The following is a 25,391-nucleotide window of genomic DNA, read 5'->3' on the forward strand; positions in this document are numbered from 1 at the left end:
TAAGGGGTGTGTCCTTGCGAGGAGGTACGACGTGGCAATCTCTATGAAGGTTATAGGTTTGAATACTGTAGAGGTTATAACAAAAAAGCCCTGCAAGTTGCAGGGCTGTATATAAGAAGGTGAATGACTAAAAACTTAATGGCATATCATAGGCCATAACCGAAATTTGACCATTAACAACGGCGGGTTCCATTTTAGGGAATTTAATAAAAACCTTTTCTAAAGCTGCTTTAAGCTTAACTGAATCGGCTTCTATACTTTTTACAGAAACATTTCCCTGTATGTCTATAGCCAGTTTTATTTTTGCTTTAGTACCTTTCAGGCTGTTTAAATCTTTTCCCATTTCTTTTTTAATCCAACTGCTCAATTTATCCTTAAAACAGGTGGTTACAAATTCATCTTCGGCAGGGCAGTTCTTAAAATGAGCATGCTCAATCACCATAGGGAAGGGATGCGGCTTTTTCTTCATTTCTTCGGTTGTGCTCTTAGTTACCTGCTCATATTGTTTTGTGCTGTTGTTCTTTTTAAACTTAACATAAAAACCGTAAGTAGAGGATATGGGATTACCGCTAAAGTCGGTATTTGGAGTTATGACAGGTAGTTTTTCCAAAGCTGCTACAGCCAGCCCTTTAATTCTCTCATTGTCGGATTCTGCCTTAAAAGGAGCTTCGCCGGAAGCCTTACTATATATGGTAACTTTAACCGAAAACTCTTCTACGCCAAGAGGTTTTGCAGTATTAGATGTGTTTATTTCTTTGAGTATAAGCCCGCCTACTTTTTCACGATAACAGTCTTCCCTGTTTTCTGCATCTTCGCAACCAGGATAGATAGCGGTAGACTCGTTTCTAAAATCTAAAAAGGTTTTGCCCTGTGAAAAGGAAACAGTAGTAAATAATAACAGCAGTAAGGTGAAATTAGGTTTCATTGTATTGGTTTAATATGATGCAAATATATTGTTTGTTTTGATACAAAAAGTCCCGTAAACCAGAATGCTTTTTACTACTCTTTTAGTAATTGTTTGGAGATATGATGTGGCAATCTCTATTAATTATGATTTCTCTCGTTGCAAGGAGGCATGACGTGGCAATCTATTAAGTTTACCGTTTTGTATCTGGTCGCGGTTACAATATAAAAAAGAGTTGGTATGAGATTTTAAAATTAGAAAAATTCTTTATAGAATTCTGGGCCAATATTAAGATTCTCATAATCAATATTGACTTTCTCTAAAGCATTAACTATCTTTAATTTTAGTTCTTCATTGTAATCTGTGTCATTTATTACAGAAAAAATAATTTCGTATAATAATTCTTTATCTATAATATTATCAGCAACTGTTACTGCTATATTTTCCATTTCAATGATGAACTTATCAACGAACATTTCTAAACCATTAACTTCTAAAAAGAAAGCACCAATAGCTATAGATGTTCTTTTATTACCGTCATTAAATGCATGAAATTTATTTAGACAGAACACTAGATGGGTCAGCTTATCTTCAAATGTAGGATAATAATCATCATTTTGAATGTGGTTTAAAGGACTGTCAATATTTCCAAAATTTTTCACACCTTTTGTGCCTCCTGATAAATCAAGTATTTTTTCATGAATTGATATAACGTAATTAGCATCAAAATAATTAAGTATCATGCTATCTTTCTTTTAGTCTTTTGAAAACCTCTTTATTGTCTTCTAGTCTTTTTTCTAAATCCATGCTGCGTTCTCCTAAAAACTTTTCAAAATCCTCAGAACTCACTTCATCTATATACTCTTTTAATTTTTCATGAAGAGCATCTCTGAATGCTAAATCTCGACTAGCCATTATGCTGCGTGCTTTTTCTCTTAAAGGTTCTATAAATGCTTGCATTGATTTTTCAAACTCTGAAAAAAGTAAAAGTGATTCTGATAAAGATAATTTACGCTCTAAACTATCATGTCTTTGCTTTAAGAAATTTGCAAATCCATTTTCATAAGCGGCTATTAAATCTAAAACTTCAGAATACATAGTATTTCTTACACTTTCTTTTGTACTTAAATTTAAAATTTGTCTATATTCTTTTGAGTTTCCTTTAAATATACTTTTGTAAATTTTATCAGTTAATTGACTGTACTTAAATTTATTTGTTGTTATATAGAAGTCTAATGCATTAGTAAATTCTTGTCTATAATTATACTCTCTTATAGCACTTGGCAAAAAATCTTCTTCTCGTTGATTAATATATTTAGTTTTTCCTCCCAGTCTTTTATTTAGAACGTCAATAACAATATCTAAAATTAATGATCTTAATTTTTGTGCATTCTCTGAATTAGATAATAGCATTCCAATATTTAAAAATGCTTTATAAGTAAATACTCCTAATTGAGGTGTTTTATTTAATGCTTCAAATTCTTCTTTTAACTTTATTATGTTTACGACATTTTTGTCGTGGACATGTGTTTCTTGATTAATTAAACTAAATATTTCATCTTTAAATAATTTAAGTTTATTTCCACTATATAACTCATATCCATTTTGTTGTATTTCTTCTTTATTATTTTCAAGTATTCTGTCTATAGTTCTATTGTCTACCTCGAAGAAATTTGAAATTTGAGTTTTAGTAAATCTATATTTACCTTCAAATTTAATTCCTAAAAAGCCAACTTGCTGATATACCTCTTGAATTACAATATTATTATTTAAGATATTTTTTCTATCTATATTTGAGCTTGTCAGATCTTTTACCACAGTATAAGTATTTGTTATATCAAAAGTAGATGAATTATTTTATATAAGCAATTAATAGATTAATTGTCATATTTACAGTGTTATACGTTTTATGTTGTAATTAATAATAAGTGTATAACCTAAATGATGCAAAGATAAAATGATATTTTTTAATAGTCTTGAGAGTCCTTTTCTTTGTTCTTATTAACTAGTAGATTATTCAAATATCCATTTTCATATGTTATTTGTATTTCAAGGAATTCATTTATTATTACTGATATATAATTATCTTCCTTATCACCAGCATTAAAATTCCAAAAGCAGCTAAATTCAGCTTTTCCTATTGTTATAGCTGTTTCTGTATGTCCATCATTTTGTTCATAAGGATAATCGTATGTTTCAAAATCTTTATCAGTTGTGTAGTATTTATTGTTTAAATCGTTACAAATACTTCTGTAAGTCTCAATTACCCTGCTTTCCAAACTAGGTTTTATATAAATGGATGCTTTGGCGAATTGATTTTCATAAAATAAAAAGATTATCAATTCTGTATTATATCCGGCAAACTTTACATTATTATATAATAGATGTTCTTCATTACTGTTTTCTGTGTCAATAATTCCATCTCTGTCTTTTATTTTTTCTTTTATGGTTTCTTGTGTGGAGCCAAAAAGAATATTTAAAAAACCATCTAATTTTAAATTTTCCATATGATAAGGCGTTTAATGTTGTTAGGTCTACTAATTTAACAAATATTTTAACACAACCCCATAAAAAAAGCCCCGCAACATGCGGGGCTTTTGTCTATTATCTAGCGTCTATATTCTAAACGTCTTATTTTCTGTTCTCAATCCACTTACGTGCATTAACAAACGCTTCGTGCCAAGGTGTAACCTCATCCTGGCGTCCTTCCGGGTAGTAAGCCCAGTTCCACTGGAACATAGAACGCTCAATGTGTGGCATCATTACCAGGTGACGACCGTCGTTGCTTGCCATCATAGCTACATCAAAGCTTGAACCGTTAGGGTTGGCAGGGTAGCCGTTGTAACCGTACTTAGCCACAATGTTGTATTCTGTTTCTGCATACGGCATGCTAAACTTACCTTCACCGTGCGAAATCCATACACCCAGTGTACTTCCCGCAAGGGTAGATAACATAACCGAGTTGTTTTCCTGTACGGTAACCGATGTAAACGCACTTTCGTGTTTGTGACTGTCATTGTGAAGCATTTTCGGTTTGTTCTCGTGATCAGGGTTTATAAGCCCAAGCTCAATGAATAACTGACAACCGTTACAAATACCTACCGATAGTGTATCTTCACGCTTAAAGAAGTTCTCTAAAGCTGTTTTAGCCTTTTCGTTGTAAAGGAAAGCACCAGCCCATCCTTTTGCCGAACCAAGTACATCTGAGTTAGAGAAACCACCTACAGCACCAATAAACTGAATGTCTTCAAGTGTTTCACGGCCGGAGATAAGGTCGGTCATGTGAACGTCCTTAACATCAAATCCGGCAAGGTACATAGCATTTGCCATTTCACGCTCTGAGTTTGAACCCTTTTCACGTATAATGGCTGCTTTTGGCCTTGGTTTGCTGCTGTCTACAGCTACCTTTTTACCATTAAAATGGCTAGGGAAGCTGTAAGTAAGCGGTTGGTTTTTATAATTATCAAAACGCTCCTGCGCTTTTACTTTTCCACTTTGTTTCTGGTCTAACAGGTAAGAAGTCCTGTACCATGTATCTCTAGTTTCGGTAACGTCAAAAGTAAGGTTACAGTCGCCGTTTTTAACGGTCACTACAGGTCCTTCCATTGGTTTACCTATAAGGGTAAAGTTTACACCGTTTTTAGCAAGTTCTGCCTCAACAGCTGCATCTGCCTGAATAACAAGGGCAATGTTCTCGTTAAACAGGGCTTTAACCGTGTCTGCCTCGTTAAGGGCAGTAAGGTCATATTCAGCACCAAGGTTAACCTCAGCAAAGCTCATTTCAAGAAGCGTAGTAATTAAACCACCACTGCCTATATCGTGTCCGGCAGCAATTTTACCGTTTCTTATAAGCTCCTGAATGGTATTGAAAGCCGTTTTAAATTTGGCAGCATCCTTAATGGTAGGAACATCGTTACCTACTTTATTAAGCACCTGTGCGAATGACGAACCTCCAAGCTTAAATGCATCACCCGACAGGTTAATGTAGTAGATGTTTCCGCCGTTTCTCTTAAGTACAGGCTCTACTACTTTGTTAATGTCGTTACAGTTACCTGCAGCCGATATAATTACAGTACCAGGGGCGATAACATCGCCGTTAGGATACTTTTGTTTCATTGATAAAGAGTCTTTACCGGTAGGGATATTAATGCCCAGCTCTATTGCAAAGTTGCTACATGCCTCTACAGCTTCATATAGCCTTGCATCTTCACCTTCGTTTTTACAAGCCCACATCCAGTTTGCCGAAAGCGATACACTCTTAAGTCCGTCTTTCATCGGAGCCCAAACAATGTTACTTAAGGCTTCTGCAATTGCGGTACGGCTACCGGCAGCAGCATCGGCAAGGGCAGCAACAGGCGAGTGGCCTATAGAGGTTGCAATACCTTCTTTACCTGCAAAGTCCAGCGCCATAACACCCACGTTGTTAAGTGGTAATTGTATAGGTCCTGCGGTTTGCTGTTTAGCAACGCGTCCGCCCACACAACGGTCTACCTTGTTAGTTAACCAGTCTTTACATGCTACAGCCTCAAGCTGAAGCACCTGATTAAGGTAACTGTGAATGTTATTCTCAGAGTACTCAGGGTTAGTATATTTTGTTTTAACCGTTTTGTCGGTCATGATCGTTTTAGGCGATGAACCAAACATATCCTCAAGGGCAAAGTCCATTGGCTTAGCACCTGTTGTAGCCGACTCAAACGTAAAACGGTGGTCTCCCGTTACATCACCCACAGCATACATTGGCGAACGCTCACGATCGGCAATACGCTTAAGGGTGTCAAGATCTTTTTGTCCGATAACAAGTCCCATACGTTCCTGCGACTCATTACCTATTATTTCTTTAGCCGAAAGGGTAGGGTCACCCACAGGCAGTTTGTCTAAATCTATTTTACCTCCTGTTTCCTCAACAAGTTCACTCAAACAGTTCAGGTGTCCGCCCGCACCGTGATCGTGAATGGAAACAATTGGGTTGTTGTCGCTCTCTACAAGGCCTCTCACGGCGTTTGCAGCACGTTTTTGCATTTCAGGGTTAGAACGCTGTATGGCATTAAGCTCGATACCTGAACTGAACTCTCCCGTATCGGCAGATGATACTGCTGCACCACCCATACCAATGCGGTAGTTTTCACCACCTAGTATAACTACTTTGTCGCCAGTTTGCGGCTTTTGTTTTTTAGACTGACTTTCTTTACCGTAACCAATACCTCCTGCAAGCATGATAACTTTATCGAAACCAAGTTTGCGTGCATCTTCTTCGTGCTCGAATGTTAGTACCGAACCCGATATAAGCGGCTGTCCGAATTTGTTACCAAAGTCAGATGCACCGTTAGATGCTTTTATAAGGATGTCCATTGGGGTTTGGTAAAGCCATTTGCGCTCGTCCATACCGTTTTCCCAAGGGCGGTTTTCTTCAAGGCGGGAGTAAGAGGTCATGTATACCGCTGTACCTGCTAACGGAAGCGAACCCTGTCCGCCAGCCAGCCTGTCGCGAATTTCACCACCACTACCTGTTGCAGCACCGTTAAATGGCTCTACAGTAGTAGGGAAGTTGTGCGTTTCCGCTTTAATCGATATAACCGAGTCAAATTCCTTAACGTCATAAAAATCGGGCTTGTCTGCTGTTTTAGGAGCAAACTGCTGTACGCGTGGCCCTTTTATAAAGGCTACGTTGTCCTTATAAGCCGAAACGATGTCGTTAGGGTTTTCCTGAGATGTTTTCTTGATAAGTTTGAATAGAGATGATGGTTTTTCCTCACCGTCTATTACAAACGTACCGTTAAATATTTTGTGGCGGCAGTGCTCTGAGTTTACCTGAGAGAAACCAAACACTTCAGAGTCGGTTAGGTTACGTCCCAGTTTTTCAGAAAGTCCTCTAAGGTATTCTACCTCATCAGGGCTAAGTGCCAGTCCTTCTTTTTCGTTGTAAGCAGCAATATCGTTAACCTCAAGTATTGGTTCCGGCTGTATGTTTATGGTGTAAATCTCCTGGTTAAGTCCGTTATACTTTTGCGAAAGCATAGGGTCAAAATCAGTGTTGTCTTCTGTAGTTTTTTCAAACTCTTCAATCCTCACAATACCCTCAATACCCATGTTTTGGGTAATCTCAACGGCATTGGTACTCCATGGAGTGATCATGGTAGCTCTCGGGCCAACAAAAAAATCCGTCAGTACGGATTTCTCTATTTTATGTGCGTTGCCAAAAAGCCAGTTCAGTTTTGAAATATCCTCTGTAGAAAGTTCGTTTTGCGATTGTACTGCAAATACGGTATTCGTCTGGTTTCCGAAGAAATGGATCATTAGAAAAAGTAGTTACGTTGTTGAAAGTGCAAAATTAATCTAATTTTCCATAACTGGCAATACCATAAATGCCTATTTGTGCATTTGGTTATTTGTTGATTTGGAGTAGGGTAGTCACAGCGTTTTAAGCTGTGGGTTTTCTGTCATTGCGAATAGGAACGACCTCGCTAAGCGTGGCAGGCTTTGGCAATCTCAGCAAAGAGTGTGTTGTATTTTGTTCCTGGGCTTTGTATGTTTTTAAAGAATCTTTATTTTCGTATCCTTCAAACACACCACATGCAAAATAAACTAGGTTTCCCGGTATTTTTTAATCTTGTAAAAGGTAATAAACTGTTTTGGCTGGGTTTAGCATTTACAGCTTTAGGTATTTTTGTTTTTCTGCCATTAAGCTTAATACTTCCTTCTTTGGCAGACGCTCACAAAAAATATAATCACGAGCTTATATATGAAAAGGGAATTGAAAAAGAAGCTGTAATAAACAAGATTACGGTAAAAAAGAATGTTACTTATAATAAACAGCACCCTGTTTTAATTTCCTATTCTTATGATGATAACGGAAAAAAGGTGTATGATAAATTTGAAACTCTTGATTTGCATAAACAGGATAATATGTTTTCTAACATGCATAAAAAAGTGAAAATAAAAGTATACAACGGCCAGTCGGCTATTGTTGGTTTAGAGCCCTTTGCTTTTATATTTCCGGGGTTTAAGGCTTTTTTCCCTTTTCCGCTTGCAGGAATAATTATGCTTATGATAGGAATACTGCCGGCGCTTAAAGTATACAGGATTTACAAAAACGGAACAGAGCGTGAAGCCCAAATCTATGCTTTGATGCCTGTTTCTTCTGGAGTGCTTATTACTGCCGCTGTTACCAGAAAAGCGTCTGTAGATTACCATTATCTTTCTAAAAACGGAAATAAACTACTGGGGCACGCTACAGCCCCAATTGGTTTTTTAGCCAATAATGCAGTGAATGATACCGTGAGTATATATGTATCTGCTGATGATGAAACCAAATCGTACCTTTCTCCTAAGTATTTGATGAGGAAGTATTAGTAAAACAACTATTTACCCCATACTTATAATGAATAAAAGAAAAATTAAGCTTTCTGTATTCTTTAAAATTTTACATACTAATATTTATAATAGTATAGTATTTTATTTTGGTCTCTTGTTCATAGCTTTTTCTTTAGTGTTTTTATTTTTTACTTTAATAGTGATTATAATTACCAGCATAAAACACTTTAACCAAAATATTTATATTCCTATATTGATAGGTTTAGGGACTGTTTTATGGGGAATTTTTATAGCTTTTATTGGAGGAAGAAAATCTCTTAAAACATATAATTTGTATAAAACAGGCATTGTAAGGGATGCAGAAATTGATACAATAGCTGTTTTTCCCAATAAAGGAATAAGGGTTACTTATCATTATGACGTGTCTAATGAACAAATAGTATATGGAAATACTTTTTCAAAGAATTATTTACTCATGGATAAAGAATCGGGCGATAAAATAAAAATATTTGTTGACCCAAATAATGAAAGTAATTCGGTTTTAGTTCCCCACAATATAACTATATAACAACCTACCTAAACCTTACACGGTTTCGGTAAATGCTAATGCCTTCAAAATTTAGCAGTATTCCTATAATACTTATTAAAAGTAAAATAATAAGGAGACTGAAATGAATCCAGTTATTAAGGGTTTGCGAATAGGTTACTCCTGCAATAAGGGTATACAGACTAAGGATTACTCCTAAAATAGAGATAGATAAAATTGAGATTTTAATTTTCATGATAAGTTGCTTTAAAAAAGTAGTGGGGTTAAAGCAAATTTGTAGAGTATGCCGTCTCACGATAGTTTTTTCTTAATCGTATGCCTAACAAAACTATCATTTAAGATTCAGGATTACTACAAATGTAAGCTATTTAGTTGATTTATAGTGTATAACATTCGTCTTATTATCATATAACGAAAACTTTGTGATAAACAGCAGTAAACCCATATATGTTACCTATCTTTATTGAAGTATTGTTTACGGATAAATATGTTATTCCGTTAAATACTGCTTAATCAACCAATAAATAATATGGATAACAAGTTTAATATAGCCGTGCTTATAGACGGCGATAATGCCCAGCCGAAACTGATACAGGCTATTATAGAAGAGGTGTCAAAATACGGTAAGGCAACTATAAGAAGAATATATGGCGACTGGACCACTCCGCAAATGAACGGATGGAAAGAAGTGATAAACCAGCAGTCGTTCAATCCTGTACAAAAATTTGCTTATACATCGGGCAAGAACTCAACCGACAGTTCGCTGATTATTGATGCTATGGATATACTGCACAGTAAAAACGTAGAGGGTTTTTGTATTGTATCAAGCGACAGCGATTATACCGGGCTGGCAAAAAGGATACGTGAAGGGGGTGTATTTGTTATGGGAATAGGGCAAAAGAAAACGCCTGTTGCCTTTGTACAGTCGTGTGAGATATTTACCTATACCGAAAACATTGCCACCGAAATTGAAGAGGAAGAGCATGAAGAAGAGGTTAAAACGGCTACAGCCAAAGCAAAATCAAGGCTAAAGCCGAAACCCGCCATAAGTACAGCCCTAATAGATAAGGCTTTTGATATCTCTATTAATGAGGATGAGGAGGCTTATATAGCCACCATAGGTTCTAACCTAAGGAAAATTGACCCCAGTTTTGACCCCAGGGCTTTTGGCTATAAAACGCTTACACAGCTGTTTCAAAACCTCCCTAAATACGAGATTCTGAAAAATGTGGTAAACGGACTTAATCATCCGTTGGTTAAAAAGAAAAAGGGAAGGAGATAGCTACGAGGTAGCCATCTTTTTAAGTATGGCCCATTGTTTTAGGGCAAGTCTTCCTTCTACTGCCGGGTAGCCTAATACGGTTTTGCCCGGAGCCACATCACATGTAACACCCGATCCCGCACCTACAGTAGCACCGCTGCCTATGGTTACGTGGTCTTTAATAGAAGCGCTTCCGCCAATAACTACACCGTCACCTAGTGTAACAGATCCTGCAAGGCCACTGTTTCCTGCCATAATACAAAAACGTCCCATAACACTGTTGTGGCCTATTTGTACAAGGTTGTCAATCTTACAGCCGTCACCTATAATAGTAGAGCTGAATTTACCCCTGTCTACACAAGAGCCCGATCCTATTTCTACCCTGTTACCTATAACCACATTGCCTATTTGAGGTACTTTTGCCAGTCCCTGTTGAGGGCACTGCCTAAAACCAAACCCATCGGCACCTATAGTGCAGTTAGGGTGTAATATGGTGTGGCTGCCTATAGAGCAACGCTCCCTTATTACCGTACCCGACCATATAACGGTATTAGTACCTATTTTACAATCGTCCAGTATGGTAACGTTAGGGTAAATTACTGCATTATCCTGTATTGTGGTATTGGCACCTATATAAGTACCGGCACCTATTTTTACTCCGTTGCCAATAACGGCCGTAGCATGTATTATGGCACTTGGATGTATATCTTCTTCAAAAACGGGAGGGGCAGGGGCAAAAAGCTCCAACACCTGAGACATGGCTAAATCGGCATTCTTTACCTTAATAAAAGCCCTGTTATCTCCGGGAGCAATCGCTATGTCATCATTCACCACAGCAACAGATGCTTTAGAATCCTGCCAAAGTTTCTCATATTTTTTATTACCTATAAAAGTAATCTGGTTGGCTTGTGCCAGTTCCAGTTGTTCGGGCGAATTAATTGTATTTGTTGTGCTGCCTTCTATAACGCCGTTAATAACAGCGTTTATCTGTTGTAATGTGTATGTGTTCATGTAAAAAGTGGTATTATATCCTACAGTGCTTGGTACAGAAAAATTATAAGTGGAGAGGCAGCTTCTGTCCGGTTATTTTTTAAAACTGCAGATTAATATTAGGGTGTGGAATTTAGTAAAACGCCAAATTAACATATAATATTTTTAAATAACTATAAATTTTTACGTTAATTTTTAAAATATATTACAGGATATATATACGCTAAACATAGCCGTGCTCCCGTAGCCAGTCTTTTTCTTCCTGTGCGAGTTTTACTTTATAAGGCATATGGGCATACCGGTTTATAACCTCTAGTGCCTGTGCTTTCATACAGGCATTTGGGTGACCAAACTCAAGTATAAAGTGTGCTGACCATAAGTCAACAAGGTATTGGTTTTCTTTAAAATAGAGCGCAAAGCCTTCGTTCCCCCGTCGGGAAATAAGTTCACGGGCTAAACTGCACAGACTAATATAGTTTGCATTTGTATAAATCCTTTCGTTAGAAGGAGTATAGCCGTCAAAATACATTTTTCTGCACAGAAATAAAAAGGACATTCCTGTGTTCATGGTTGGTAGTGATTTGGGTATCGTAAATTTAACCAACAAATGTTAAAAAATGTTAAAACAGATAGTGTTATTCGACAGCTATAATATGTATTTCGTCGATTTTGTGTTAAAGCCACATATTGTGCTGATTTACAGGTGGTAAAAAAAATCCCGCCTGAAGAGGCGGGATTGGGGATATAAAATTATTCGGGGGAATAATTCTAAAAAAATTATTTTCTGGTCAATACCAGCTCCATACTTTTATATTCGCTACCTCCTTTAGGGGTTTCAAACATCTGCATTTTACGGGTGTTTTCGTCTACGATTTCATAGATTTCGCGAATTTTCTTTGGCTGTTTAGTCGCTGGGTCTACAGCACTTCCTTCAAGAGTTGTAGTGCGGGTATTACCATTGTAAGTACCCTTAAGTACCATCATACCTGTACCCATATTGTCTATCCAGGTAGAAGTAAATTCATTGCTTGCATTATCAAAAGCTAATGTGGCAATTCCTTCAAACGGCATACCCATCATATCGCCGCTGTAGGTAGATTTTTGGTAACGTCCGCCAAGTATCATTTCAATTTCGCAGCCGGCAGTTTGTTTTTCGGCAGGAGCATCAGGACCCATCCAAAAAGTCATATCACAATTCCATTTGCCTTCTTCATCGGTCATAAGTTTGTGCATGTCTCCGGGAGTCATGTAAGCTTCCCATGCCTGAGCCATTGCGGCAGAGTCCATGGCCATTTGCGGAGCAGGTTCTTCGGTTTTAACCGTGTCATTCACAACGGCATCTCCATTGTCCATTTTTTCTTCCTTTTTACACGAAGTAAGGCATAGCGCAACAGCTGAAAGCGTAACATAGATTTTTTTCATAATTGTTTGAATTTGTGGTTTGTATAACAAATTTATGAAAAAAAAGTATAGGTAAACTAAGAATTTATCAATCTTCAGAGAAAGCAGCACTTTCGTATGCTCCGGCATCGGGAGCTGTAGTGTTTCGTGTTGTATTAACAATATCAAACGGAACCTGTGCAGCCGTAGAGGTATTGCCCAATCCGTTTGCTGCCGACTCATCACTGATGTTCAGTTTATTATTGGAAGGATCTTCAAAAAACGGTTTATAAGTTGTAGAATTTTGTGCTATTCTACATCCGTTAAACAATAACTGATTACCAAAGTTGTACATAGGATTATCTGTAAAACGGTTGGTACTGTCTATAAACTTAATAAAGCAGTTATTGAATTTATATTCAAACGGCAGTTCGCCCACACGGTCTAAAAGGAAACCAAAGTTTGAGGTACCGTAAAGTATACAGTTGTCAAAAGTTGCGGTAAGGTTATTTACCAATATTGCCTCTTCGGTTTCCTGATAATCGCTTATAAGTACCGGAACCTGGTTAAAGCTGTTAAAGTAGTTGGCAAAGGTACAATGCTTAAAGCTGTAAAAACCTCCCAGTGTAGCGGCAAACGATGCCTGCCCTGCCATGTTGATTACTACGTTTTCGCCATAAATAGTACCGTTGCGTGACAGTAATCCTACATTGCTGGAATTGTATAAATGTACATTTCTAAGGCGAAGTGCCTGTGGCGTACCGTTATTGCCTTCCATTAAAATACCTACCGTATTGTTTTTAATTATGGCATTATTAAAGTTGGATGTACTGCCTTCCTGCAGCCATATAGCACCCCATTGTCCAGGTATATCGGCAAAATCAGGCTCCAGCCTGTCGCCTTCAAAAATTACCTGATTCGCTTCTGTTGCGGGGTCGGTTGGGCTTCCTATATTCATGTTAGCGCCGTTACGCACTATAAGACCCGAATTAGCATGGAAATGTACCCTTGCACCCGGATTAACGGTAAGTGTCTTACCCGGAGGTACTGCGCCATATCCGTACACTACATACGGTTTGGTATTGGTCCATATAAGTTCGTTGCCGTTTTCGGTTTCATCAAGGTTAAAACCGTATATCTGGGTGTCGTCTTCTTCGCTTATTGGGATACTTTCATACTGGCCTTCGTCATTACGCTGTGGGAACAGGAATATAGCATCCTGAACCAGTGTAACCAGTTCCACTTTTTGCGGAGCCGACTGTGTGCTGTGAAACTCAATATGATCGGTATATAAAAAAGTATTTTCGTTATTGGTAAACTCGGTGTAGTCTATTGTGGTTTCAATAAAAATAAACATACTGTCTTTAGCCAGCAGTTCCACATCGTTAAATACACGTCCCGGCATACCGTCTACCATCAGTCGGTACTTAGAGTCGTTGCCCTGTGCCAGTTGCAGGGTAGGTATTTTAATATCCTTATCGCTTCGGTTGTATACTTTTAGGGTATAAGTGCTGGAGCCAATGTTTGTAAACACGGTATCAAGGTACACTGTATCTTTAGAAAACTCGAGTCCGCCCGGGTTTGGCTCAAATTCAAAATCATTTCGGCATGAAGTAAGCGAAACGGCAAATATCCCAAATACAAGCAACAGAAAGCTATAGCGCATAAATAACAATTTTTGGTAAAAGTAGCCATTAATTTGAAAAGTAAAAAAACAGCTGAATAGTTAACGGGGAAAATAGTGATTTAGTTTGTAGGGAATAGTTTTTAAAGCTGGTGACTTTTTAGGATGCTTATTGCCTTATCGGCGTATTCCATTGTAAGACCTGTTATTGAGTTGGTAATGACTAGTCGTTCTTTATACTCTGGAGGCAATCCGTTTAATGACTTGTCATCATCAATGATTACATAGTTGTCAATTTTCGGGTTATTATTAATCCAGTACAAAACCTCTTCTTTACGGGATGATAGTTTTGTTTCTTCTAATCGTGTAATTGAAGCCGTAATACCACGCAGTTCAAACATTTCTTCCCATTGTTTGATGGAATATAAATACTTATGAGATGTGGTTAATATTATAGATGCTTTAGTTTCTTCAAGTATCTTATTAAGGCTTTTTACTGCTTCTTTGCTAAAAGCTGAAAAACCGTCTTCAAGCATTTCAACCTTTTTCCAGGGAGATGCATGTAACATAACACCGTCTATGTCTAAAAGCACTAACATTTTGTAAATATAATCAAGATGCTGAATTTTATTTCCAAATAGTAAGCCTCCATTCAAAATTTAAAATTCATCATTTAAAATAGTATTTAGCAACTCTGTAACTTTCCTTAACTTTACACTCCTAAAAAACAATACATGGCATTTGATAAAGAAAAGGCACTTAAAATGTGCAACGATTTTGCGAAAAACACCTTAATGGAAACCCTTGAAATTGTATATACCGATGCCGGCGAAGATTTTCTGGAAGCAAAAATGCCTGTTAACTCCCGCGTACATCAGCCTATGGGGTTATTGCATGGCGGAGCCACGGTAGCATTGGCAGAAAGTGTGGGCAGTGCCGCTTCGTTATTGTTTGTAAACCCTGAAATTCAGGAGGCAAGGGGAATAGAAATTAGCGCAAACCATGTGCGTGCCAAGCGCGACGGTGTAGTAACCGGAACCGCAAGAATAGTACACAAGGGGAGAAGCCTTCACCTTTGGGAGGTTAAGATAACCGATGAGAAGGGCAGGCTTATATCGCTTTGCAAGATTACAAACATGATATTACCAAGGAAACGATAATTTTTTTAGACATTAAGATAATAGAACATAGAAAGTCTTAAGTCTTTCGTCTGTTATCTTTTAGTCTTAAGAGCATACAATATGACCGACCTACTCTTAAAAATACAAAACCAGTTGCAGGAACAGCGTCCCTTTGCGGTATACAGCAAGCCGGGCAGCAGTGTGGTAACCGGAATATTTCAGGCAGACAGCCAAACGCATTACCTAACCGATTTTACTCGTAAAGGATTTGTATTTGCACCGTTTGAGGGCGATGAGTACCTGTTTATTCCTGCAGTGGACAGCGATGTTATTTCGGTAACAGTAGAAGCCAACGGCTTTGCGCCTGCGGAACCTGTTCCCGTAGGTATAGATGCAGATGCCAAGTCTAAGTTTGAAGCTTTGGTAACCAATTGCGTTAATGCTATAAACACAGGGAAGTTCGGGAAGCTGGTAGCGTCCAGGAGTGAGATAGCTCAACTTACGGTGACAGATATTACCAAAGTATACCAAAACCTGCTGTATGCTTACCCTAATGCTTTTAAGTATTGCTTTTTCCACCCAAAAGCAGGCTTATGGATGGGCGCAACGCCAGAACAGCTTTTAAAGGCACAAAACCATACCATACATACTGTAGCCCTTGCGGGTACTCAGCTTTATAAGGAAGGGGAGGAAGCCGTATGGGAAAACAAGGAGAAGGAAGAGCAGCAGTTTGTAACGGATTTTATACTTAACGAACTTAAACCTTATACCAGCCAAATTACCACTACACAGCCTTATACGTTTAGGGCGGGCAATTTGGTACATATTAAAACCGATATTTCGGCAGAGTTAAAAGATGCATCTCATTTAAAGGAGGTGCTGCAAACCCTGCATCCGACACCAGCCGTATGCGGACTCCCAAAAACCGAAGCTAAACAGTTTATACTCCAAAACGAAGGCTATAACCGCGAGTATTATTCGGGGTTTCTGGGTGAGATAAACCATGATTTTGCTACAGGTAAACAGGCCCAAACCGACCTGTTTGTTAATCTGCGCTGCATGAAGGTAAACGGCAATGTAGCACAGTTGTTTATAGGCTGCGGCATTACAAAAGACAGTAACCCCGAAAAGGAGTTTTTTGAAACGGTTAATAAGAGCATGACCATGCGAAGGGTACTTTAATTAGTGTTCAGTTTTTCTGTTCCCCTCTTGAGGTGCCTGTCAAGCCAAAGCGTAGTCATTGCGAAGCACGAAACAATCTCTTTTCCATTTCGACCGAAACGCAGTGAAGTGGAGAAATCTAAATAAAGAGGTGCAAAGGTGTGTCATGCTAAGTATCTAAGTTACTAAGAACCTAACACCCTCTATATAAACCAAACTCTGTATCTTTGCACTTTAAAACTTTGCAACTAAAGATAAATGAAACTCGATATACTTGTTTTTGGTGCCCATCCCGATGATGTGGAGCTAAGCTGTGGGGCGACCATAGCAAAAGAAATTTCCCTTGGTAAAACTGTTGGTATTGTAGACTTAACCCGTGGCGAACTGGGTACACGCGGTACGGCCGAAATTCGTGATGAGGAAGCTGCCGAAGCCGCTAAAATTCTGGGTGTTTCCGTTAGGGAGAACCTGCGTTTTCGCGATGGCTTTTTTGTAAACGACGAAAAACACCAGGTTGAGGTTATAAAAATGATACGCAAGTACCAGCCGGAAATAGTAATATGCAACGCGATAGACGACCGACATATAGACCACGGTAAGGGCAGTAAGCTGGTTAGCGATGCTTGTTTCCTTTCGGGGCTGCGCAAGATCGAAACACAGCTTGACGGAGAACCGCAACAGGCTTATAGGCCAAAACTGGTATACCACTACATACAGTGGAAAAACCTTACTCCCGATTTTGTAGTGGATGTTACCGGATTTATGGATACAAAAGTGGCTTCGCTTATGGCATACAAGTCGCAGTTTTATGACCCGAACAGCAGTGAACCGGTTACGCCAATAGCTACAAAAAACTTTAAAGAAAGCATTTTGTACCGCGCGCAGGACCTGGGAAGGCTAATAAACAGCGAATATGCCGAAGGCTTTACTGTAGAAAGGTATGTGGCTGTCAATAGCTTAAGTGATTTGGTATAAAAAGAGTTTCACTCACTGTATTTAAAGTGTAATTAATGTGAAACTTATCCTTTGTTATAAAAGTATGTTATTTCGTATAAATACAGATATAGTAAGGGGTTTGGCATTCAGATGCTTATAAAATTATTGTGAAAAAAGTTTCACTAAATGAAATTTTTATTTGCAAAGAAATGAAACTTGTTCTATATTTGCACTCGCAAAACAGATGGTGATTGTAGCTCAGTTGGTTAGAGCGTCGGATTGTGGTTCCGAAGGTCGTGGGTTCGAGACCCATCATTCACCCCTAAATAGAAACCCTTAGAGAAATCTAAGGGTTTTTTGTTTTTGTTCTTTTTTGAGGTTGAGTCAGTAGTTCCCCTCTTGAGAGGGGTGGCGAAGCCGGCGTGTGTCTGTTTAATTATGAATTTCAAATTACGAATATTGAGATGTCTCCCTGCGGTTGGCTAAACCATTCGAACTCGGCTGTCGCCTCAAACACCGAATGCTCTTTAACGCCTCGCTCATAATTTTCTTCACGCCACAGAGCCCTATGCCGTAGCTTCACTCTGCTCTTCCATTTCGACCGAAACATAGTGTAGTGGAGAAATCTATGTCATTGAGAGGAAGCATGACGAAGCAATCTTTTAAAGGTAATGAGTAAGTTCCCCTCTTGAGAGGGGCAGGGTTGTGTTATCACTACTGAATACTCAACACCTCTAAAATCTCACTCATTTTGTTTGTTATATCGCCTTAATTTTTACTTTTGAAAAAATTTACAATTATGCAGTTATATTTAATACTGGGAGCAGGCGCTGTACTTGCCTACTTTGTGTCCCGCGAATGGAGTAAAAGAAATACCAACTATATAAAGCCCGGAAACAAACCGCAATACAGCAGTAACCTACAGGAGCTTATTGAGCAGTTTGGACTTAGGTATGCCGAAAAACTGGACCTTGTAGCCCAGGCAGACGGTACAACGGTACAGGTATTTGCAAAACAGGACGCTAACCACGAGAGCCCGCTTGCCACGATAACCGACAAGGAACTTAGCAAAAAAGTAAAAAAAGGCAAAGTGTATGCAAAAGTAGCTTCTATTGCAGGAGGCACTATGAAGATTGAGTTTTTTGGAAACTAATTTTTTTTGTCATTTCGAGCGAAACGCAGAGTAGTCGAGAAAACTAAACCATAAAATATAAAACCCCTTAGTGAACGCTAAGGGGTTTTTGTTTAGGTATATATACCTGTTTTTTATAATTAAGCAATTTTACCTGATTGATTTATTTTTAATAGTCTTATTTTTATAAATATAAATTTAATTTGTTGATTATGAGATTAGTGAAGGTTTCTATTGGTAATTTAAAAGGAATTGAGGGTATAGTGACATTAAATTTTAATGATTTTAATGTAATCGTAGGACAAAATGATGCAGGAAAGTCAACTATTCTAAAAGCATTGGATCTTTTTTTAAATGATAATTCTCCTAAATTAGAAGATTTAAATAATAAAGCTGAATCAAAAATTATATCAGTAGAACTATCATTTAAATCTGAAAATGTACAAATTATTATAGATGAGTCTGTTGAAACTACTTTCGAAATAGAAGAAATTTTAAGTCATGAAAATTTATTGGTAATTAAAAAAGAGTGGGATGTTAGTAAATCCAGAGTTTCTTCCGAAGTTAGTATAATTAGAAAAAAATATGATGATAATGATTGTTTACTTTTAACAGAACCTCAATTAATAGCTCTATGTGGAAAACATCAAATAAATACACAAAAGGCAAATAATGAAGAATTTAATAATCCAGAAAAAAGACAAAAAATACGCGACTTTAATCATGCTAATCATATTGGCTATGGATATTTATATGAAAATATACCTTCTGCAGGAAAAGGTAGAATAAGAACTATATATGAAGAGATAAAAAAAGTATTACCTGCTTTTGAATATTTTAAAGCGGATACATCATTATCTGAAAATGAAACAGCTATCCAGAATTTTTTTAAACGAATTAGCTATAAAACTATTTCACAAGAAATTGATATCTCTGATGTTGAACGTCATGTAACAAACAAACTTTCAGAAATATTAGAAAATATTACTGATAAAATAAATAGAGTTGTTGATGTTGAAGAAGAAGTCAAGGCTTCCATTTCATTTGATTGGACAAAATTGATTAGTACATCATTTAAAAGTTTAAATGATGGTGTTGATATACCATTGAGTGGTAGAGGTGATGGTTTTAGAAGGATAACCATGATGGCTTATTTTGAATATTTGGCTGAACAGGATAAATCTGATAAACAAAACATTATTTTCGGTTTTGAAGAGCCGGAAACCTTTTTGCATCCATCTGCACAAGAAAAACTTTTTAACAAATTAAAAAATATGTTAGAGAATGGGTATCAGATAGCAGTATCTACCCATTCACCTATAATAGTAGCTAAAACGGAAAAGAATGATATTATACATATAAAAAAAACTAAACATGGCTATATTGCTGAGCAAAACATCGAAGATATTCTTCCTATTGCTAATGATTTAGGTATAAGTGTTGATAATCAGTTTGTTTCACTTTTTGATAAAGCAAAAGCATTATTATTGGTTGAGGGTATTGATGATGCTAATGCTTTTCATCATATAGCTAAAGAATATAAAGCTAATGGATTAATTGATGCTGATTTCAATGATTTAGAGATAGCTATTATACCAGTGGGAGGATGTGATAGTATTAAGCATTGGGTAACTTTAGATTTACTAAATAAATTAGGAAAACCCTTTTATATTTTTCAGGATAGCGATAAAAATAATGCTTCACAAATTTCACCTAATTACACAAAACTTATTACTGCTGGTTTTCGAGATGAAATAGATTTCAGAATTAGTAAGAAAAGAAGCATCGAAAATTATATACCATTTAGTAAACTTAACAGTTTAGTCCCTGGAGCAGATCTTAATTACGGGGATTGGGATAATGTAAAACAAATTTGTATCCAAAACCCTCATAGTATTCGATTAGGAGGTAAAAAGGTCTGCGGAATTTTTTTTGATAGACTAACGTTTGCAGAAATTAGATCAACTTTTTTTGATGGCACAGAAGATGAATTTATGTTAGTTTACCAAAGTTTGAAAGCTTTAATTCCAAATTAATTGGCAAACTATTTGATGTGCAGTTAATTGAAAACCAATTAAACGCATGTTATGAAAAAACTGCTACTATTGCTATTGTTTCCGTTGCTGGGCTTTGGCCAACATAACTTCAGCATTATAAAAAACAACCTGGTTTGGGAAAAGGTGTTTCCCGGCACGGTAATGCCGGAGGAGATGATGAAACAAATTAAGCTTACCGGAAAATGCCAGTTTGCCGACTTTAACTACAATGTGGTAGACTTTTGCATTAACTATACTTCAGACGATTTAAAGAACTTTGGCTACAGAATGTCTCCGTACTTCCTTTCTGAGGGCGGACAGTGTACCGGTATGGTAGAGTTTAAAGAGGGACGCTATAGGGTTACTATCTTTAAACTGGATTATTATGATCCCGATGATATAATGTTGGTACTTCCGGTAAACGGAGAAATTATAAAAGACGGGCAGGTGCGCGACAGGGATGCCTACGAGCGTGCCCTAAGCTACTTTGACCAGTACTTTACTTACCTTTTTGAAAAAATAGTTGCCAGAGACGGCTGGTAAAATAATCACCTTACTAAAACCAAACCAAATGAAAAAAGCAATTACCTTACTGCTGCTTCCGTTTATGCTTGTTTCCTGCGAACTGCTGGACAACGACCCCGATAACGATGCTGATGCCATAGATACTGTTATAGATATTGTTAACGACGACGAAGATGATGGTCCGTATTATGACGAGAATCCTGATTTAAAAGCAGTAACCGTGCAAACCAATTGCAATGGTGGCTCTGTAGAAGATTACTGTATTACCCAGGGGACTTTTTCGGCTATAATAGATCAGGTAAACCACTCTAACGATCCCTGTATAGAGATTTCCTTTAATGATATAGACGGCGTTTCCCGCCACGGATTTTTTGTTTCTGCCGGATATAATGTTTATGGCTGTCTTAGGGAGTAACCTTGTTTAATATTCCTGTTATTGCGAGTTTACGAAGCAATCTTTTACAGGTTATGAGTAAGTTCCCCTGTTGAGAGGGGTTAGGGGTGTGTCTGTTTAATTATGAAATTCAAATTACGAATTGAGATGTCTCCCTGCGGTCGACATGACAACCGCTACTGTCATTGCGATGAGGAACGACGTGGCTATCTGCTGCCTACTGCTACTGAACACTGAATACTGACAACTGCTTCCTCATTAAGTATTGCATAATCTTATAAGCTATATGTAAAATTTTAGTAAAACCTTGACGGTTTATGTAAGCAGGATTTTATAATTTAGGCATACATAAACAAACAATTTTACCACCATGAACCTTAAAACACTACTTGCAGCCTTTTGCATTGCGGGTATATGTGCCTGCTCTGCAATTTGCGACGATGATGATGCGCCGCAGGATGCTGCACATATGCCTTTTACCGGCGATGTGGTAGGCACCTGGAAAACCGTTGCCCTTTATGAGTACGATGGCGACCATGTTCCGTTAGGGTGTACACAACCTGAAACGCCTAATCAGGATGTTCTTTTTACCTTTTACAGCGATAATACCTTTACCGTAGAGCACAATTGTAATGAGGCTTTGCCGTATAACGAAGGCACCTATACTACAGATGGTCATGTGCTAACACTTACTATGGGCAACGGCGAGTTAAAAGAAACAGCCCACATGACCGATACCGATGAGAATAGTAATACACTGGCCTTTAGGTTTTTTGGTATTGGTAGTGACCAAGCCATGCTGGGAGGATATAAGCTTGAGGTACAGAAAATATAACTTTTAGTTAAATTTTAAGAAATCGTTAATACATTGTTTCACATCATTCGTTTAGATTAGCAACCTGTATTTATTTAAAAACAAAAAACTATGAAAAAACTGGTTGCAGTATTGTTTGTTGCATTGGCTTTTGCCTGCAGCTCAGACGACGATGTTGAAAATGTAGACAACGGTTTACATGACCCGTACACCGGCGATGTGCTAGGAGAATGGAAAGTTGTTGCAGTGTCTTATGATGGTGAAGAGTTCCCTTTAGGGTGCGAGCTTGAAACACCAACAGAACAGGACGTGTACTTTACCTTTTTAGAAGACAACACCTTTACCGTAGAGCACAATTGTGGTGAAGAGCTGCCTTATTATGGTGGTACTTATACCAAAACCGGAAATGTGTTAACGCTTATTTTTGATAATGATACCGAAGAGGTTATTCAGGAAAAAGCACACATGGTAGTTGTTCAGGAAGATGATCCTGAAACAGAAGAAGTTGAAAGCTTTGTATTGGAGTGGAGATTTGGTATTGGAAACAGCGGAATGCTTGAAAACTTTGACGTTCAGGTAGAGAAGCAGGTTCCTTTTGAAGAAACTCCTATAATAGATTAATTAAGGAAACAATAATCAATTCAATAGATGTTTAAGGCCCTGCACATTTTTGTGCGGGGCTTTTGCTTTTTAAACCTTAATGTTAAAAAAAGACGGAAAATTTGTATCTTTAACACGAACCAATTACACACAAAAAACATGGACGCGATAGACTATACCGAGCTGGAGAGCAGGTTTCACTGTGCCTGCCAGGATGTTATAGGCGAACTTTCTATGCAGTATAAAACCAACTATCATGGCACCGGCAAGCTCGAAACCTTTTTTGCTCTTATACAAAGCGAATTTGAAAGGGTAGTGGAGATATTTTCTCACGGCAATAACCTCGCAGCAGATAGGGAAGCCATGCGCCGAATACAGGCCATAGCTAAAGAACACGCTAAAAAATGTGTTGACGATTACGGAAGGGTTAAATAAGCTTCCGTATTAGCTAAAAACACTATACTGTCTAATTATAAGTTTTTATACCGATATTTAATAATTATAAGTAAAATAACTTATATTAAAATTAAATTGCTATCTTTGAGATAAATACAACCAATTATGGTAGCAGGAGTTATAACGTCGGACATTATACAATCTACACATATTAACCCTCCCGAGAGGCAAAGGCTGTATGCCGAAATACAGCAGGCTATTAAGGAGATAGGTAAAAAGTACCCACTAAAAAGCGAATGGTACAGGGGCGATGCGTTTCAGGTAAAAACCGATGAGATTAAGTATGCCTGCCGTGTAGCGCTGCTTATTAAAACCTTTACCCGAAGTGTGGAAAAAGACCGGGAACAGGCAGGCAAAAAGAGCCCGAAGATTTATGATGTGCGTATGGCTGTGGGTATAGGCCCTATAGAGTCGGGCAGTGATACACTTGCACTTTCTAACGGAGAGGCTTTTCAGCTTTCGGGGCGCACACTGGACGAACTTAAAGGGGCACGCCGTCATTTTGCCTTTGCCACTGCCGATGGTAATAACAATTCGCTGCAAATAGAATCACAATTGCTGGATGCACTTATAAACAGTACTACAGCAGCACAATGCCGGGTGTTATACAACAAGCTGCTGGGGCATATAGAAGATGATATTGCCAAAAAACTGGGTGTATCTCAGTCTACCGTAAACCAACATGCCAATGCGGCAAACTGGAGTGTTTTTTCCGATTATCTGGACTATTTCGAAAACCTTTATAAATGATAGAAACAAGTTTATTTACAGCAGAGCAGGGTAACCTGCTGATACGTTTGCTGATGGCACACCTGCTTGCCGATTTTGTTTTTCAGTCTAAAAAGATGGTAGAGAACAAACAATGGTTCTCAAAATACATGCTTTTTCATATAGGTATAGTATATATAACATCGGCAGTACTTAGCGGTTGGTGGATCCTTAGCGGGCTTATAGCTGTACTGCACTATATTACAGATGGTGTTAAGATTACGCTTAAGAATAAAGGAAAAATAAAGGACTCCTATCTTTTTATAGCCGACCAGAAGATTCACTTTTTTGTGATACTTATAATTTGGGCAGCTTACTTCTCACTTTTCCGAAACCTGTATCAACTGGTGCTTATTCCGTTTACCGATTATAAATGGAGCCTGGTATTGTTAGGCTATCTGTTTATGACCTCACCATTGGGTTTCCTTATCGGGATTGCCACACGAAAATTACAGCAGTTAGGTGATAACCCCGAAGGCAAAAGTGACCGTAACGGTTTTTGGATAGGTGTATCAGAACGTGTTATCATATTCACCTTTATGTTATTGGAGGAATATGGTGCAATAGGCTTTTTAATAGCCGGTAAAAGTATAATACGCTTTTCTACCAAAAACGAAGATAAAAAGAGCGAGTATGTGCTTTTAGGTACCATGCTTAGCTACGGTGTTGCCATAGTAGCGGGTATCGTTATCCGCTGGATGCTTATGTTCGGATAAGTTTTTTAGTGTTAAAAATAATTTTCGGCATTATTCTTGGAAATGCTGTTTTAATCATAAAAACAATTATCAATCTAAAAAACCAACAAAATGAAAAAACTCTTTACTATTGTGGCTTTAGCAGCTACTTCGTTAATTTTTGCACAGAATAATACCGACAGCAGCAATGCGCCCAAAAAAGTGACTACCATAAGCGGTATGGGTATGTTCTCTGACCCTTCTCAATTTGGACTTTCGTTTGAATTTGAAGGACTAATGTGTGGTCATGGCCACTCTAAAAAAAGTACTCAGCTTGTTAACCTTTCTTTTGGCGTAATGCAGTATGACAGTGGTATTAGAAACAACATTAACGGACAGGGTGGTGTAATAGAAATAGGATCCAGACAGTATTACAGCAAAGGCGATAAACCGGAAGGGCTTTATACAAGTAACTACCTGTCTTACGGTAACATCAGGTTTGATCAGGATTTCCTGGAAGGCAAATTTGAGGGTAATTACAGCTATTTCTCTTTCTTTAGCCCGGAGTTAGGTTACAAGATGGTTTTTGGTAACTTTACGGTAGATCCTTTTATAGGTGCTACATGGAAAATAGAAATTAAAGGAAAAGGAGATATAGACAACAAAAATGTAGATGAATGGGCACCACGTGCCGGTATAAAACTCGGTTTTATGTTCTAAGAAATAAAAAAATCCTGTTCATTTCGAACAGGATTTT

27 protein-coding genes and 1 tRNA gene are annotated in these 25,391 nt (G+C 37.8%); 17 read left to right on the plus strand and 11 right to left on the minus strand.

Features of this window, described 5'->3' with window-relative positions; all coding sequences use genetic code 11:
* Positions 1–127: 127 nt before the first annotated feature.
* The 5 genes from NU09_RS05460 to purL form a co-directional block, all read right to left on the minus strand.
* Positions 128–925, minus strand: coding sequence for a hypothetical protein (locus NU09_RS05460; protein ID WP_129750249.1), 798 nt, complete (start codon positions 923–925; stop codon positions 128–130).
* A gap of 233 nt (positions 926–1,158) precedes the next feature.
* On the minus strand, positions 1,159–1,647 hold the full coding sequence (locus NU09_RS05465) for a type II toxin-antitoxin system death-on-curing family toxin (RefSeq protein WP_129750250.1): 489 nt from the start codon (positions 1,645–1,647) through the stop codon (positions 1,159–1,161).
* Position 1,648: 1 nt separating this feature from the next.
* Positions 1,649–2,722 carry a DNA-binding protein gene (locus NU09_RS05470; RefSeq protein WP_129750251.1) on the minus strand — a complete coding sequence of 358 codons (1,074 nt, stop codon included), beginning with the start codon at positions 2,720–2,722 and terminating at the stop codon, positions 1,649–1,651.
* Positions 2,723–2,871: 149 nt separating this feature from the next.
* Positions 2,872–3,411, minus strand: a complete 540-nt coding sequence (locus NU09_RS05475) for a hypothetical protein (protein ID WP_129750252.1) — start codon at positions 3,409–3,411, stop codon at positions 2,872–2,874.
* A gap of 124 nt (positions 3,412–3,535) precedes the next feature.
* Positions 3,536–7,198, minus strand: coding sequence for a phosphoribosylformylglycinamidine synthase (gene purL, locus NU09_RS05480; protein ID WP_129750253.1), 3,663 nt, complete (start codon positions 7,196–7,198; stop codon positions 3,536–3,538).
* A gap of 276 nt (positions 7,199–7,474) precedes the next feature.
* Between purL and NU09_RS05485 the strand changes: the two genes are divergently transcribed.
* Positions 7,475–8,254 (plus strand): hypothetical protein, encoded by a 780-nt coding sequence (locus tag NU09_RS05485; protein ID WP_129750254.1) that lies wholly within the window; start codon positions 7,475–7,477, stop codon positions 8,252–8,254.
* Positions 8,255–8,282: 28 nt separating this feature from the next.
* Complete coding sequence (locus tag NU09_RS05490) at positions 8,283–8,783, plus strand: hypothetical protein (RefSeq protein WP_129750255.1); 501 nt, start codon at positions 8,283–8,285, stop codon at positions 8,781–8,783.
* Between the two features lie 4 nt (positions 8,784–8,787).
* Here the strand turns inward: NU09_RS05490 and NU09_RS05495 are convergent, their stop codons facing one another.
* Complete coding sequence (locus NU09_RS05495; protein ID WP_129750256.1) at positions 8,788–8,997, minus strand: hypothetical protein; 210 nt, start codon at positions 8,995–8,997, stop codon at positions 8,788–8,790.
* Positions 8,998–9,291: 294 nt separating this feature from the next.
* Between NU09_RS05495 and NU09_RS05500 the strand changes: the two genes are divergently transcribed.
* On the plus strand, positions 9,292–10,044 hold the full coding sequence (locus tag NU09_RS05500) for an NYN domain-containing protein (RefSeq protein ID WP_129750257.1): 753 nt from the start codon (positions 9,292–9,294) through the stop codon (positions 10,042–10,044).
* Here NU09_RS05500 and lpxD read toward each other — a convergent pair whose 3' ends face one another.
* The 5 genes from lpxD to NU09_RS05525 all read right to left on the minus strand — a co-directional run bounded on the left by lpxD (position 10,045) and on the right by NU09_RS05525 (position 14,616).
* Positions 10,045–11,034: a UDP-3-O-(3-hydroxymyristoyl)glucosamine N-acyltransferase gene (lpxD, locus tag NU09_RS05505; RefSeq protein ID WP_129750258.1), complete on the minus strand. Its 990-nt coding sequence runs from the start codon at positions 11,032–11,034 to the stop codon at positions 10,045–10,047.
* A 202-nt stretch (positions 11,035–11,236) separates the two neighbouring features.
* Positions 11,237–11,581: a hypothetical protein gene (locus tag NU09_RS05510; RefSeq protein ID WP_129750259.1), complete on the minus strand. Its 345-nt coding sequence runs from the start codon at positions 11,579–11,581 to the stop codon at positions 11,237–11,239.
* 209 nt (positions 11,582–11,790) lie between these two features.
* The gene (locus NU09_RS05515; RefSeq protein WP_129750260.1) at positions 11,791–12,435 is read right to left on the minus strand and encodes a DUF1579 domain-containing protein; all 645 of its coding nucleotides are present in this window, start codon (positions 12,433–12,435) and stop codon (positions 11,791–11,793) included.
* 67 nt (positions 12,436–12,502) lie between these two features.
* Entirely contained in the window at positions 12,503–14,059 is a 1,557-nt protein-coding gene (locus tag NU09_RS05520) for a hypothetical protein (RefSeq protein ID WP_129750261.1), read from the minus strand.
* Between the two features lie 101 nt (positions 14,060–14,160).
* Entirely contained in the window at positions 14,161–14,616 is a 456-nt protein-coding gene (locus tag NU09_RS05525) for an HAD domain-containing protein (RefSeq protein ID WP_129750262.1), read from the minus strand.
* Positions 14,617–14,751: 135 nt separating this feature from the next.
* Between NU09_RS05525 and NU09_RS05530 the strand changes: the two genes are divergently transcribed.
* The 14 genes from NU09_RS05530 to NU09_RS05595 all read left to right on the plus strand — a co-directional run bounded on the left by NU09_RS05530 (position 14,752) and on the right by NU09_RS05595 (position 25,354).
* Positions 14,752–15,177 carry a hotdog fold thioesterase gene (locus NU09_RS05530; protein WP_129750263.1) on the plus strand — a complete coding sequence of 142 codons (426 nt, stop codon included), beginning with the start codon at positions 14,752–14,754 and terminating at the stop codon, positions 15,175–15,177.
* Between the two features lie 81 nt (positions 15,178–15,258).
* Positions 15,259–16,320 (plus strand): isochorismate synthase, encoded by a 1,062-nt coding sequence (locus NU09_RS05535; RefSeq protein WP_129750264.1) that lies wholly within the window; start codon positions 15,259–15,261, stop codon positions 16,318–16,320.
* A 237-nt stretch (positions 16,321–16,557) separates the two neighbouring features.
* A complete protein-coding gene (gene bshB1 / locus NU09_RS05540) occupies positions 16,558–17,274 on the plus strand; it encodes a bacillithiol biosynthesis deacetylase BshB1 (protein ID WP_129750265.1) in 717 nt (238 codons plus the stop codon).
* Positions 17,275–17,481: 207 nt separating this feature from the next.
* Positions 17,482–17,557: transfer RNA gene (locus NU09_RS05545), tRNA-His, on the plus strand.
* Between the two features lie 477 nt (positions 17,558–18,034).
* Positions 18,035–18,388 carry a hypothetical protein gene (locus tag NU09_RS05550; protein WP_129750266.1) on the plus strand — a complete coding sequence of 118 codons (354 nt, stop codon included), beginning with the start codon at positions 18,035–18,037 and terminating at the stop codon, positions 18,386–18,388.
* Positions 18,389–18,579: 191 nt separating this feature from the next.
* Positions 18,580–20,403 (plus strand): ATP-dependent nuclease, encoded by a 1,824-nt coding sequence (locus tag NU09_RS05555; RefSeq protein WP_129750267.1) that lies wholly within the window; start codon positions 18,580–18,582, stop codon positions 20,401–20,403.
* A 51-nt stretch (positions 20,404–20,454) separates the two neighbouring features.
* A complete protein-coding gene (locus tag NU09_RS05560) occupies positions 20,455–20,946 on the plus strand; it encodes a hypothetical protein (RefSeq protein ID WP_129750268.1) in 492 nt (163 codons plus the stop codon).
* Positions 20,947–20,974: 28 nt separating this feature from the next.
* Entirely contained in the window at positions 20,975–21,343 is a 369-nt protein-coding gene (locus NU09_RS05565; RefSeq protein WP_129750269.1) for a hypothetical protein, read from the plus strand.
* A gap of 349 nt (positions 21,344–21,692) precedes the next feature.
* Positions 21,693–22,157: a lipocalin family protein gene (locus NU09_RS05570; protein ID WP_129750270.1), complete on the plus strand. Its 465-nt coding sequence runs from the start codon at positions 21,693–21,695 to the stop codon at positions 22,155–22,157.
* Positions 22,158–22,247: 90 nt separating this feature from the next.
* Positions 22,248–22,757, plus strand: coding sequence for a lipocalin family protein (locus NU09_RS05575; protein ID WP_129750271.1), 510 nt, complete (start codon positions 22,248–22,250; stop codon positions 22,755–22,757).
* Positions 22,758–22,895: 138 nt separating this feature from the next.
* Complete coding sequence (locus NU09_RS05580; RefSeq protein WP_129750272.1) at positions 22,896–23,171, plus strand: hypothetical protein; 276 nt, start codon at positions 22,896–22,898, stop codon at positions 23,169–23,171.
* A gap of 126 nt (positions 23,172–23,297) precedes the next feature.
* Positions 23,298–23,942 (plus strand): hypothetical protein, encoded by a 645-nt coding sequence (locus NU09_RS05585; RefSeq protein WP_129750273.1) that lies wholly within the window; start codon positions 23,298–23,300, stop codon positions 23,940–23,942.
* A complete protein-coding gene (locus NU09_RS05590; protein WP_129750274.1) occupies positions 23,939–24,676 on the plus strand; it encodes a DUF3307 domain-containing protein in 738 nt (245 codons plus the stop codon). The genes NU09_RS05585 and NU09_RS05590 overlap by 4 nt, the downstream gene beginning before the upstream one ends.
* 90 nt (positions 24,677–24,766) lie before the next feature.
* A complete protein-coding gene (locus tag NU09_RS05595; RefSeq protein WP_129750275.1) occupies positions 24,767–25,354 on the plus strand; it encodes a hypothetical protein in 588 nt (195 codons plus the stop codon).
* Positions 25,355–25,391: the final 37 nt, after the last annotated feature.

This window comes from Flavobacterium beibuense (assembly GCF_004151245.1).
Lineage (GTDB): Bacteria > Bacteroidota > Bacteroidia > Flavobacteriales > Flavobacteriaceae > Flavobacterium > Flavobacterium beibuense_A.